General features: G+C 71.1%; 11 protein-coding genes. 4 read left to right on the forward strand and 7 right to left on the reverse strand.

The genetic code is table 11. The features are described 5' to 3' along the window. Window positions 1-43: 43 nt before the first annotated feature. Window positions 44-547 (reverse strand): hypothetical protein, encoded by a 504-nt coding sequence (locus ACFYM0_RS03730; RefSeq protein ID WP_388496151.1) that lies wholly within the window; start codon window positions 545-547, stop codon window positions 44-46. Between the two features lie 441 nt (window positions 548-988). Here ACFYM0_RS03730 and ACFYM0_RS03735 point away from each other — a divergent pair, with 441 nt between their 5' ends. After that, on the forward strand, window positions 989-1,291 hold the full coding sequence (locus ACFYM0_RS03735) for a hypothetical protein (RefSeq protein ID WP_388496153.1): 303 nt from the start codon (window positions 989-991) through the stop codon (window positions 1,289-1,291). A 138-nt stretch (window positions 1,292-1,429) separates the two neighbouring features. Here ACFYM0_RS03735 and ACFYM0_RS03740 read toward each other — a convergent pair whose 3' ends face one another. Together ACFYM0_RS03740 and ACFYM0_RS03745 are read right to left on the reverse strand one after the other, a co-directional pair. Next, window positions 1,430-4,750, reverse strand: coding sequence for a hypothetical protein (locus ACFYM0_RS03740; protein ID WP_388496155.1), 3,321 nt, complete (start codon window positions 4,748-4,750; stop codon window positions 1,430-1,432). Between the two features lie 521 nt (window positions 4,751-5,271). Continuing rightward, window positions 5,272-6,654: a helix-turn-helix domain-containing protein gene (locus ACFYM0_RS03745; protein WP_388496157.1), complete on the reverse strand. Its 1,383-nt coding sequence runs from the start codon at window positions 6,652-6,654 to the stop codon at window positions 5,272-5,274. A gap of 221 nt (window positions 6,655-6,875) precedes the next feature. Here ACFYM0_RS03745 and ACFYM0_RS03750 point away from each other — a divergent pair, with 221 nt between their 5' ends. Beyond that, complete coding sequence (locus ACFYM0_RS03750; protein WP_388496158.1) at window positions 6,876-7,049, forward strand: hypothetical protein; 174 nt, start codon at window positions 6,876-6,878, stop codon at window positions 7,047-7,049. 15 nt (window positions 7,050-7,064) lie between these two features. Here the strand turns inward: ACFYM0_RS03750 and ACFYM0_RS03755 are convergent, their stop codons facing one another. Next, window positions 7,065-7,526: a DUF4267 domain-containing protein gene (locus ACFYM0_RS03755; protein ID WP_388496160.1), complete on the reverse strand. Its 462-nt coding sequence runs from the start codon at window positions 7,524-7,526 to the stop codon at window positions 7,065-7,067. A 76-nt stretch (window positions 7,527-7,602) separates the two neighbouring features. After that, a complete protein-coding gene (locus tag ACFYM0_RS03760; protein WP_388496161.1) occupies window positions 7,603-8,049 on the reverse strand; it encodes a DUF1772 domain-containing protein in 447 nt (148 codons plus the stop codon). An 89-nt stretch (window positions 8,050-8,138) separates the two neighbouring features. On the opposite strand from ACFYM0_RS03760, the gene ACFYM0_RS03765 reads away from it, so the two are divergent. Beyond that, window positions 8,139-8,723: a TetR/AcrR family transcriptional regulator gene (locus ACFYM0_RS03765; protein WP_388496163.1), complete on the forward strand. Its 585-nt coding sequence runs from the start codon at window positions 8,139-8,141 to the stop codon at window positions 8,721-8,723. A gap of 258 nt (window positions 8,724-8,981) precedes the next feature. Here ACFYM0_RS03765 and ACFYM0_RS03770 read toward each other — a convergent pair whose 3' ends face one another. Continuing rightward, window positions 8,982-9,413 (reverse strand): OsmC family protein, encoded by a 432-nt coding sequence (locus ACFYM0_RS03770; protein ID WP_388496165.1) that lies wholly within the window; start codon window positions 9,411-9,413, stop codon window positions 8,982-8,984. 375 nt (window positions 9,414-9,788) lie between these two features. Further along, the gene (locus ACFYM0_RS03775) at window positions 9,789-11,660 is read right to left on the reverse strand and encodes a hypothetical protein (protein WP_388496167.1); all 1,872 of its coding nucleotides are present in this window, start codon (window positions 11,658-11,660) and stop codon (window positions 9,789-9,791) included. A gap of 318 nt (window positions 11,661-11,978) precedes the next feature. Here ACFYM0_RS03775 and ACFYM0_RS03780 point away from each other — a divergent pair, with 318 nt between their 5' ends. Further along, window positions 11,979-12,185, forward strand: a complete 207-nt coding sequence (locus tag ACFYM0_RS03780) for a hypothetical protein (RefSeq protein ID WP_388496168.1) — start codon at window positions 11,979-11,981, stop codon at window positions 12,183-12,185. The last annotated feature ends 162 nt before the right edge of the window (window positions 12,186-12,347 follow it).

The following is a 12,347-nucleotide window of genomic DNA, read 5'->3' on the forward strand; positions in this document are numbered from 1 at the left end:
GGCGGAGCCCGGTGGCGAGAGCAGTGGGTGCTCCCGGGAGCGGTCACCACACTTCGATGGACCATACGTCGCCGACCTGATGGCCGTCCGGATCGGGATCACCCGAGCCGTAGGGGCCGGGATCGACGATGACGTGAATGCGGGCAGCCGACTCGGCCACCCGGTAGCAGTGCATGTCACGCGATACGTCGTCGAGCTCGACCGTGTGGCCCAGAGCCCGGACCGCGTCCTGCAGCGCTCCGAACGGGACCCTGGGCGCGAACTCCCCGTAGTCCCGTGAGAGCGGCGCCGGTACCGTGCTCGGAGACTGGTCGTGAAGGAGACGTTGGATCTTGATGCCGAAGCCGAAGCAGGACATCCGGCCCTGCGGGTCCGGCGCGAAGTTGATCTCCACGAGCCCGTAGTCCCGTCGTAGCAGCCCTCCACCGAGTACATCGAGGAAGCCCGTACCCACAACGGCTTCCCAGCTGTCGGGGTGCGCGCCCACCCCCGCTCCGAGCACGTCGCAGCGCGTGGCGACATGAGCGTAAAACTCAAGAGCGGACACGTGTCGGCCCCTTCCTCGGCTGTGCACACAAAGCGTCTTGGACGATAACAACAACCGGTCTCACCCGCAGGGCCTGACCTGCGCAGTCAGCCTTCGGCGAGACAAGCTGCCCCGTCAGGTTCGAAGAGCCCGCTCGGTTCGATGCCGACGCCGCGCCCAGGGGCGGAGTATCCCGAGGCTGGGCCGCGTCGTTGGACAGGCGTCCACACACCCCCCGCTCCCCCGGAGTTCCGAGCGATGCCCAGGATCCTTCCCGTCGCGGCCGCGCCGCTTGCACTCGCTTGTCTCCTGGTGGGGGTGGCGGCGCCGGCGGCCCCGGCTGACGGGCGTACCGAGTGCGTCACCACCTCACGAGAGCTGGACATGCCGCAGGAGTCGACGCCCTGGCCCGACAACTGGACGTTCCGTACGACGGTGTGCGCTCAGAGGAGCGGGTCGACCGTGACCGCGTACGCCACGCTGAAGTGGACAGCGCCGCGCGTCCTCGCACGTCAGGTGTACATCTTCGACAGCGCGAGCATCGACGTGGGGATCGCGCGCACCGCGAAGGGCCGGCGGCTCATCAGCCGCGCGTACGACGTGCACGACCGGCTGGAGAAGGGCAGTGGCACCTACACCACCGGCAGGGTGAGCTACCAGGCCGGCGCGGGCCGTGCGGTCGGCCAGGCCGCCCTCCACCTGAACTGGAACAACGACGGCCACGGCACGGAGACGTTCCTTGTCCGCGCTTCCCCCTCCGTTTAGGGGAGCCGGGTCCACGAACGGGGTGGGCGACCATGGCGATATCCACGGGCGACGGTGCACGTTGGCAAATGTCCCGACGTAAAAGCCCCTGGGTGGCTGGATGGCCGCCCCAGGGGCTTTTGCGTCGAGCAGAGCGGGTCAGCCGGTGACCGCCCCCGTCGCGCCGCTGGTCGCGGTGCCGGACAGGTGACCGGTCCGGTTGGCCGTCACCTTTACGCTGATTCGCTTGCCGCGCTGCGTGCTGGTCGGGGTGAACGTGGAGCGGGTCGCACCGCTGATGAGCTTGCCGTCCGCGTACCACTTGTAGGTGTACGAGGTCGGTGTCGGGGTCCACGTACCGCGGTTCGCGGTCAGCAAGCTGCCGACCTTGGCCGTGCCCGTGATGGACGGGGCCTTCGTCGCCTTGGGTGCGGCTCCCTTGACGAGTACGGCGGTGCTGGTGACCTTCACCTCCGGGTGCCCGGCCTTGCGGGCGGTCACCACCACGGTGAGCTGCTTGCCCTGGAGCGTCGACGGCAGGGTGTACGAGGAGCCCGTGGCGCCCGAGATCGACTTTCCGTCGGCGTACCACCGGTAGGTGTGGGAGTCGGCGGCCGGCGACCAGGAGCCGGTCGTCGCCTTCACCGTGCCACCGACGACCGCGGTGCCGGTGACGGTGGGGGCGGCGGTGGAGCGGATCGGGGCGACGGCGGTGACCGAGCCCTTGCCGTACTCCATGCCGTGCGCGAACACGCTCACGGACAGCGGGCCGAGCGGGGCCTTCGTGAGGTCCAGGGCGACCGTCATGCGGCGCCGGTCGGGGGCGACGGAGACGGTCGTCGAGCGGGCACGGAAGCTGCCGTTGCTCAACTCGACCACGGTGTCCTCACGCAGTGCGCTGCCCGTGACGGTCATGGTGACCTTGCCCCGGCCGACCGTGGACGGGCCCACCGTGCCGATGGTCCGCTCGTCGAGGCCGCAGGGGATCATGCGGCACGTCGCGTCGATCCGCACGGCGGTGGTGGCCTGCGCGGGCTTCTCCGGCAGACCGATCACGAACGTGCTGGGCCTGGAGGCCTTCGGAGGGGCGGCCGTCGGGAGAGAACAAGCGTAGTTCTGGCCCTCGCTGGAATACGACCGCATGCAATTGCTCTTCAGGTCTGACCGGTCGTACAGCCAGGGCGTCGGTGACTGCTCGAAGGTCCCGGCGGGCGTGAATCTCAGGTCGAAATAGTCGCCGGTCGCCGTGGGGAGCACGGCGCAGATCGCCGTCTTCTGCTCGCTCAGGGTGGCGGTCAGCGGCCCGAACCCGTAGCTGACGTTCGGGACCTTGACGCACTCGGGGGCGGGGCCGGCCGCCGTGCCGATGCGCAGTGCGTCCAGCCGGTAGGCGGGTGCCGCGGTCTTGCCCTCCGGGACCTGGACGAGGACCTGGTAGCGGGTGGAGCCGGTGACGGCGCAGCCCGCGGCGAAGTAGTCGCAGACGACTTCGCCGTTCGCCTTGTACCCGATGAGGTGGGCGGTGCCCTGCGCGTCCCGGGCGTTCAGGTGCAGGGTGTCCGCGGCGTCGGCCGTGGTCACCTGGTGGCACAGGAAGGTGCCGGGCTTGGCCGGTACGCCGCCGGTGGACGGGCCGCCCACCGCCGCGGCCGCGGTCGGGACACAGCCGCGCGCGGTGGCGGTGACGTCGAGGCGGGTCAGGGCGAACTCGGCGGGTACGTTCCGGCCCCGGACGAGGACGGTGTGTGCGACCTTGGCCGTCAGGGGGCAGGTGTAGAAGGAGCCGTAGGCCGTGCTGACGGAGCAAACCGGCTTGCCCTTCGCGTCCAGGACGCTGACCGTCGCGTGCGAGTCGCCCGAGACACGCTGGATCTGGAGGATTTCTTCTGCGGAGTGGTCGTTGGCCGCAATGGACAGGCAGTCGGCGAAGACCTCCGCACTGTTCTTCACGCTCATCCGCGCAGGCTTCCCCGTGAAGTCGCCGGGGACGAAGGTGCGGCAGGCGCTCGGCGCGTCCGTGCGGTGGACGACGAGACGGTAGACGTCGCTCTCCCCCGCCGGGTCGAGCTTGGAGACGAGGGCACGGTACGGAGCGGTGCCGCCCAGGACGCAGGTGCCGTCCGTCAGTCCGTTCTCACAGAACGCGGCTCCCTTGGCGTCGACGACGCTGATGGACGCGGCACCATCGGACAGGACGGCGACGTGGGCGCCTTGGGTTACCGGCAGGTTCAGGCAGTCGACCTCGCCGGGGACGGCGAACGTGCCCTTGTGGTCGCGCGCGAGCGTGACCCCGTTCTCGCAGCCCGCCGTTGCGGTGCGGGACAGGATCCGCACGGCGATGTCCGTGCGGAGGGTGTACGAGGCGCCGGCGGCGAGCGAGCAGTCCCGCCCGTCCGTGCAGACGGCGGAGCCGTCCACCGCGTACACCGCGATGCCGGAGACCCTGCCCTCCGCGTCGACGCCGTCGGCGTCGTAGCGGCCGGTCGCGGTCGGGGTGAACGTCCTGCACCCGGTCTGCGGGGCGGCCTGCGCGGGCGCGGAGCCGTACGAGGTCATCGCCACGGGCACGCAGCCCTCGGGGTTCGACAGACGCCGGACCTTCAGGCTGTACGCGGCGGGGAAGCCTCCGCTCAGCCACCGGATCTCGGCGAGGACGCGGTAGCCGCCCACCCCTGCGGGCAGGACGCAGTTCGCACTCTCGCAGAGGCGCTTGCCGGTGCCGTCCGTGATCCAGTACGTGAAGTCTCCGTACTCGGCCAGCTGGAAGTCGGCGGCGATCCGCTCGCCGGGAGCGGCGGTGAACGCGTGGCAGACGATGCCGAGGCGGTCCGCGGAGAGCCCCGAGGTCGGGGCCGAGTCGTAGCGGGTGCCGGCGACGGCCGGACATCCGGGGGCGTCCATCAGCGGGACGAGGGCGACCCGGTTGGTGATGGGCTCCCAGTGGCTGTTGTAGACGGAGACCGTGTACGTACCGGCCGCGAGCTCGCACCAGGAGCCGTTCGGGTCCCCGCACGCGACCTGGCTCCCACCGGAGGTCCCGGAGGTCAACGAAGCGTAGGCGTACTGGTCGGAGGCGAGGAGCCGGTGCATGCCCGGCTTCGTCACGACGACCTCGAAGCAGGCAGTGCCCTGGGGCTCGATGGTGGCGCTGCCGACCGCGCTGCCCGGATCGCCGAGGGGCGCGAGCGCGAGCGGCGCGCAGGGCTCGTCTGCCGAACCCGCCGGGGTCGGCGGCGCCGACTCCGCGGCCTTGTTCGCACGGGCCGGGCTCGGGGAGCTCGCCGGGATCGCCGGGCGGTGCACCGGTTCAGCCTTCGACTCGGGCGCGGGCGCCACGCTCATGGGCGCGGCGGCCGCCGGCGGCGCGGCGAACGCGTTCGCGGCCGGGATGGCGGGCGTCAGCAGCGCCGCCAGCAGAGCGGGGACCAGCAGGGTCCTCGCGGATCTGAACCGTGCGCGCGGACGCGCGGAGTTGAGCATTTCGTTCCCCCCGGAGCGATTTCGGCCATGTGAATGTCACATGGCTGGCACACTCTACGGTCAGCCTCGAACCCGCCTGGCACGGCCACCCCCCGGTTGACCAGGCGGAACACCGAACTCCGGGTAGCGCCGCGGCCGGGTCACAGGAGAACCTCACGGCCCGGGTCTTCATCGCCACGTGCCTCCGGCGCTCGAGCCGAGCCGGCCGGACCGACCGCCGGCCGGGCGGGGCCGCCGGCGCCGAACGCCTCGGGGCCGAGGTCCGAGAGCTCGTGGCGGCTGGTGGCTGCCGGAGGGCGGGGTGCACCTCGCGCGCCAGAACGTCTCCAGGGAACTGGGCAACGGACATGCTGGCCGGCCCAGCTCCGGAGGGTTCCGGCAGCGTCGTCCCGGCCGATGGCCCGGTACGCGTCGACGGTGACGTTCTGCGTCCAGTACGGGCCGGCCCGTGGGCCGCGCCAGGCCGCCCACGGCTCGGACTCTGCCCCGGGAGCGCCGGTCGACGACTCGGAGTCGATCGTTCAGTCGGGTAGTTCCCACACGGTCGTTTGAAGTTTGACCTGGCCGCCGTTTCCTGTGCCGGGTGTGAAGTATCCGACCCGGCCGGCTTCGGTTCCGAAGCAGGCGGAGCGGCCTGCGGGGACGTCGGCGGTGCGTTGCCCGAGGTTGGTGTTCAGGAGGTCGACGCATTTTTGGCGGTCGGGTGTCCCGGGACCCTTGAAGGCGACGATCGTGTTGCCGACGTAGCGTCCTGGATCGCAGCCGAGTTGGCAGGACAGTCCGAGGTCCCCCAGCGGTGCCCGCTGGGGCGGGACGGGATCCAGGAACCAGCCCGTCGTCGGGATCCCGGTTTTGCTGCCGTCGTCCAGGGTCAGCGTGCCGCGCCAGCGCACGCGTACGGCCTCGGGCACGGTCGGGGCGGGGGGTTCGCTCGCCGGGGGCGGGGTGGAGCTCGGCGGCGGGACGGGTGCGGGGCCGGATGAGGGAGGGGTGGAGGCCGGGGCGGGCGGCGTGGGGGAAGACATCGGCGTGGGCGTCGGTGAGGGCGTGGGGCTCGGTGAAGGGGTCGGGGTCGGGGTCGGTGTGGCGCTCTCGCGCCCGGGTCCGGCGTCGGCTACCGGGCTTTGTCCCGGGGCCGGATTTCCCCGCTGGAGCAGTACCGCTCCCCAGATGATCGCGGCCACCGCGATCAGAACGGCGGCCAGGCCGGCCAGCGGGAGGCGGTGTTTCCAGAGGGGAACAGCCTCGTCACCAGGGCCGGGAACAGGCTCGGGGAACGGCCCCGTCCCAGGGTGGGGCACGACTTCAGCGGAGCCTTCGCCGGGAAGCCGGGCCACGAGGCGGTCGATCTCGCCCAGGATCCGCTGCCGCTGTACGGCCAGGTGGCCACTGAGCCGCTCCAGCTGCGCCGCCCGAGCGTCCACCCCGTCCGAGGCTTCCGTGCCGGCCTGCGGGTCCTGCCCCTGGTCGGCCGGCTCCGCCAGCTCGGCCAGCAGCCGGGCGGTCTCGGCCTCCCGGTCCTGTACCTCCCGCAGCGCCCGCTCCTGTTCGTAGAGCGCGGCCCGCTCGCTGTTGCGCCCGCCCACAGGGCCCAGTGCCCGCTCGTACAGGGCCGTCACCAGCTCACGTACGGCGGTGGTGAGCGGGGCCCGCCCGCGCCGGTCCGCCTCCTCCAGCAGCGCCTCCACGTAGGCACTGCGCGGCAGCCGGTCCCCGTTCTCGTACCGCGAAACCGAGGTGATGCTCCCCCCGTGCAGGGCGACCATCGCCCGCTGGGACAAGCCCGCGTTCTCCCGCAGCAGCCGCAGCTGCTCCCCCAGCGCCCGCGCCGCCGCCACGGAGCCCGGTTCCCCGGCCCCCTCCACGCCGGAACCTGCCCCACTGCGGCCATCGCCCTCAGACATGACTGCTCCTGCTCCCCCGAAGCCCACGGAAATCTTCCCCACCGGGAAACCACCTGCTCCCAGGAGGGGACACCGAGCCTAGGCGCGAAGGTCGGTCACAGAGAGCCGATACCGGCCAACTTCCCCACCCGACCGCACACCTGACCACCGCGCACCAGCCCACCCCGCGCACCTGCCCACCGCATGCCGGCCTCGGCATGACCCGACGAAAGGAAGACCCCGTGTCCTCGATCGCCCTGGCCGTACTCCTGCTCCTGATCCTGGTGACGCTGCTCCTGGCAGGCACCATCGGGTACGCCGTCCACCGCCACCCCGCGCTGACCGCCCCGCTGACGGCGGCCGGGATGGCCGTGGCCCTCATCATGACCTGCGTGTGCGCCATCGCCGCCCGCTGACGTGAAGTCCGGGCGTCAGGCGGGCCGAGGCGCGAGCTGCGGAGCCGGCTGCGCGGCGTTGGTTGCCGCAGCGGCCGCGCCCGCGCCGGGGGCGTTGCGGGTCTCGCGCATGATCAGCAGACCGCTGCCCACCATCAGTGTCGCGGTCAGGCAGTGGACGCCGAGCGCGGTGGCCACGGAGCCCCCGTGGGCCAGCACGGTGGTCATGTCACCGTACGCGGCGAGCGCTTCCACGAGCAGCGCCCAGCCGAGCGCCCGGCGGTGGCCCGTCACCAGCAGGATGCCCAGGACCAGGGCCAGGACGACGTCGCGGATTCCCTTGACCACGAGGAAACCGCCGCCGTCGCCGGAGGGCGGGTTCGGCAGGCCGAAGCCCGCCGCCGTCGTCTCCGGGCTCAGGACGTACCCCGTCCCGAACCAGAGGATGAAGAAGATGAAGACGGCGGCCAGGACGGTGTTGATCTTCTTCAGCGACATGGTTCTTCCCCTTGTCAGTCTTCGTCTTGTGATTCTTCGTCAGTTGGATGAGCCAGTACGGGGCCGGCCCGCGAGCTCAGACGAGGGCGGAGACGAGCAGGGTGAAGGCACCGATGATGACGGCGACGCGGACGTAGTGGAAGCGTTCCCAGCGGTGCAGCTGCTCCTTCCAGTCGGCGGGCCGGTTCTCGGGGGTCCAGGTCTTGTTCAGGTTGTTGATCGGGACGAGCAGCAGGATCGACATGACCACGCTGAGCATCAGCAGCCCGCCGGCGGTGACGACGAGGCCGATGCCGTCCTGGTCCGATCCGGCGATGGCCCAGATCACGACGAGGACGAGCGAGCCGATGTACCAGACCGGCATCAGGGCACCGAGCATCCGGCCCCCGTGGGCATGGCCGAGCTGGCGGCTGTCGTCGGGGAGTGCGTTGAGGATCCGGCTCATGACGAAGGCGACGGCGAACTCCACCCCCACCATCACGCCGACGAGCACGGTGGTGACGACCGCGAGTGTGCTGAACATGGCGACCTCCTGAGATCTAGCGTTGCTAGGTGATGGTGCAACGCTAGTACTACTGCCGCTCTCATGTCTAGCGATGCTAGGATCGAATCATGTCGGTACAGGAACGCAAGCAGCGCGAACGGGCGGAGCGTGAGCGCCTCATCGTGGCGACGGCCCGTGAACTCGCCGAGCAGCAGGGCTGGGACGCGGTCACCACCCGCCGGCTCGCCGAGCGCATCGAATACAGCCAGCCCGTCCTCTACAGCCACTTCCGCGGCAAACGGGAGATCATCGGCGCCGTCGCCCTCGAGGGCGCCGCCGAGCTGGCCGCGGCGGTGCGGGCCGCAACCGCCGCCGCGGACGGCCCGCGCGAGCGGGTCGCCGCCCTCGCGCACGCCTACCTGGACTTCGCCGCACGCAACCCGGCGGTCTACGACGCCATCTTCCAGCTCGACGGCGGTCTCGCGTTCGCACACGAGGACACCCCGGAGCCCTTGAAGGACGCCTTCGCCGCGCTCCTGGAGAGCCTGGGCGAGGTCGCCGGGGCCGGCGTCCACCCGGGACTCTTCACCGAGACGTTCTGGGCCTCCCTGCACGGCCTGGCCACCCTCACCCGGGCGGGACGGCTGCCGCCGGAAGACGCCGCGCCGAGGGTAGAACTGCTCGTGAACCGGCTCGCCGTGGCCGTGGTCTGACACACCGCCCCGGCGGGAATGCGGCCAGGTCCTTCGGGCCCCCGCCGCTGCCGGCCTGCGCCAACACTCCCGGTCCGTCGCAACTGCTCAGCAGGGAGCGCGTCAGCTGTCCCGATTGCGGCCCGGGCATTGAGGGCTGCGCGTGTCGAAGCGTTCGACTTGTCGATCGCGTCGAGGACGTCACTCCAGCTCTCGTCGCACACGTTGTTGGATCCCTTGCCGTACCCGTCGTCGCGCACACGCGGGCGGCCCGGTCGGTCAGTCCGTGTCGATGACTCCTACGATGACAGGGGTCCCGGCTTCCACGGTGCGGCTGACGGTGCAGAGTTTGTCGTGGGAGGTTCTTACGGCGCGCGGCAGGATGGCTCGGGCCCGGTCGCCGGCCTCGCCGCCGGGAAAGCGGACGGTGAAGGCCGCCTCGAGGTCGGTCATGTGGTTTCCGCCCGCATCCTCGGCCTTGTGTCCCTCGACGGCGACGGAGAAATGAGTGGGTTCGGCGTGCCGGGTGGTGGCGACGTCCACGTCGGCCGCCGAGCAGCCACCGATCGCGGCGAGGAAGAGCTCGACAGGAGTGAAGCCTCCACCGGATCCGGTGGCGAAGGTGATCGTGTCACCGCGGGAGTTGGTCGCAGTGAACATGCCCGGACCGGTTCGCTCCACGGTCACGGAGCGCAGGGAATCAGCAGTCATGACATCGACGGTAGCCCCACCACCACGCACAAGCCGTGCCACACGGCCGAGCGGGAGTCCGTACGGGCGCCACGGGGGTGGGATCGCTCCGGGGGGGTGGATCGCTCCGGGGCCGGAGGGCTTCGGGGTCGTAGGGCTTCGGCCGGATCAGGAGGGGTGGACGGCGCGGACGTGGTCGGCTGAGAGGTGGAGTTCGTACCGCGGCGCGGCGTCGCCGGCCCGGGGACGTCGGTGGCGAACAAGGGCGCGCCGCAGGGCTCCGGCTCGATGGCGAAGCGGCCTGACGGCACGGTTGCCGGCGAGGGGCCCGGCTCGTCCGCGTCTCCGCTCCTCCCCGCATGCCAAGCGGGAAACAGAGCGGCTCCGTAGCCGTGTTCACCGGGTCGCGATGTAGGCGTCGGCGTTGGCTAGGGCCGCTTCGGTGGCTCCTGCCGTGAGGGCCTGCCGTATCAGGGTCCAGGGGGCCTCCGGTTCCTGGCCTGCGAGTTGCTGCAGGAGTTCCGCGGCGAGGGTGGTGGCCCGCTGGCGGATCATGGAGGGGATCCGGGAACGGAAGTACGCGAGGTCCTGGGCCATCATGTGGGTGGCGAGCAGGGTTCCGTGGGGCGGGTTCTCCACGGTGACTTGCTCCAGGAGCCGGATGGGAAAGTCCTCCCGCCCGGCCATGCGGGCGATCAGCGTGGCGGCCACCGAAGGGGCGAGGTCGAGCGTGCCGGCGAGGGCCCGGGCCGTCACCCGTGTGGAATCACCCTGGGCGGATGCGGTCTCCATCAGGTACAGCAGGTCGGCTGCGCTACCGGTGTTGAAGCGCAGGAATTGGAGGAGGACCCGGGCGGCGACGGCGCTGTCGGCGCGGGCAACGTGCAGGAACGACACCGTGATCCGGTGTTCCGGGGTGTTGTGGTCGGTCAGGCTCCAGTCCACGGCCACGGCGTTGAGGACGCGGGCGGTCTGTTGGTGGTCGCCCGCCGCCATGCGGTGCAGGACCTCGGTACGGTGGGGCAGCCCCATCAGCAGGTCGGCCGGCTCTTTCGCACCCTGGCTGTCACGCGCGGCAGCGAGCAGGAACTCGGCGGCGACCGGCGCCGGCGACCGCGCCAGCAGCGCCTCGGTGGCCCCGAATCCGATGGTCATGAAGCTCACGGCGGTGGAGGCACGGACGACGGCGAGTGCCTGGGAGCGGGGCACGGCCTGCAGGACGTCGGTGGCCAAGGCCGTGTCGTCGTCGGCGAGCCGCCGAAGGACGACGGCGGCGAGGTCCGAGTGGCCCCGCAGGACGAGGGCCCCGAGGACGGCCGCCAGCGTGCGCAGGTCCTCCGCGTCGCTCTGACGCAGGGCCAGGACCCCGTCGGCGGCGTTGGAAAGGTGGACGCCGTCATGCCCGAGGCTCATCCCGCTGAAGATGTTGGTCCGTCCCCCGTCATTGTCCGGATCGGGCGTGGCCCGGACGAGGATGTCCGTGGCGGCTTGGGCCACGTCACCGCGGCGGACCAGCAGTGCCAGGCGCTTGCCCTCGAAGGCCGTCGGGTCGAGGGCCTCGATGCTCACCGCGGGTACGGCCGGCTCGGGCTCCTCCACATCGTCCGGCACGTCGATCGGAGGGTCGGGCGGCAGATGACGTCGTACCGCGGCGGCGACGTCCTCCGCACAGTCTTCCAGGGCTTGCATCCAGGTATCGGCCGTGTCCCGGCGCCCCTGTGCGGCTGCCGCCTGGATCACGGCGGCCACCGCGCTCGGACTGCGGCTCCCGAGCTCCTTCAGTACGTCACCCACACCTGATGCGTCGACCAGGCCGGCATCGGCCAGGTGCTCCGCCACCAGCTCGTACCGGCCTTCGAGGACGAGGCCCAGCAGCGGAACCAGGAGCCCGGGACCGGCCAGGGGCCCCTCGGGCGCCGGCGGCGCCGTGGCCGTGATCGTGGCGGGCGCGGTGGTCCGTGCTTTCTCCCAGAGCCCGTTGACCTCCTTGAGCCAGCCGTGCCGGTCCTGGCCGCCCGCCTCCTCGATGCAGTACCTCACGACCAGCTCCACCACGTGCCAGTCGGGTTGTGCCTTGTGCAGCAGACGGTCCAGGGACTGCCTCGGCATGCCCCGCCTCTGGGCCGCCTCGGCCAGGGCGCCTCCGGACTCGTTGACGATCTGGTGGATCCGCGCGATGAGCTCGTTGGCCTCCGGTGACCCGTACGCCATCCGGGCCGGGTCCTCGACCAGCTTCCGCCCGGGCCGGCGCTTCGGAGTCAAAGTCATCGAATGTCCTCCTGCTCGCGCGAGCCTCCGTGGCTCCGGACAATCCTCGCCCGCGCTGACCGTTCGCGTGATGACATTCGACAAAGTCACGAAAGTGCAGGTCAAAGCATTGACCGGCTTGGTGAATATTTTCCCTGCGCCGTAGAACTGGAGGCACCGACAAGGCCCGCCGGGCAGGCTTCCGCACCTGTCCCCCAACGGGCCCCGGTCCTCACAAGGGAGGGAAACCATGCTCGACCGTAAGCCGCCCGCCGGCAGTGGGCAGCCGCCCCACACCAACGACCCGGCCCACCACAGCCGCCCTCGGGGAGGTGCCGCGTGAGCGCGCACGCCCTCCTGCTACTGCTCCTCGCCCTCACGGTGCTCCTCGTGCTGTGCGCGGTCATCGGCGTCCTCGGCTACGGCGCCGCCCGGTTGGGCGGCGCACCGGTGACCACCGCCTTCAACCGGGGTGCGTTCGTCTTCTTCTGCGCGCTGACCCTCGGCCTCGCCCTGGCCGGCATCCTCCTGCCCCTCATCACCTAGGCGACGGAGGGAAGCGTGTCCTCTCGGAGGGTGCACACCCGAGAGGACCCACACCTCGCCATGACCATCACCATCACCATCAGCAGGGATCTGATTACTTGCAGCAGGCATGAAATCGCCGCTCCCCGACCGCGCGGCACCCAGTTCCGGTCCCCCGCGGCG

This window comes from Streptomyces sp. NPDC006487 (genome assembly GCF_042870555.1).
Classification (GTDB): Bacteria; Actinomycetota; Actinomycetes; order Streptomycetales; family Streptomycetaceae; genus Streptomyces.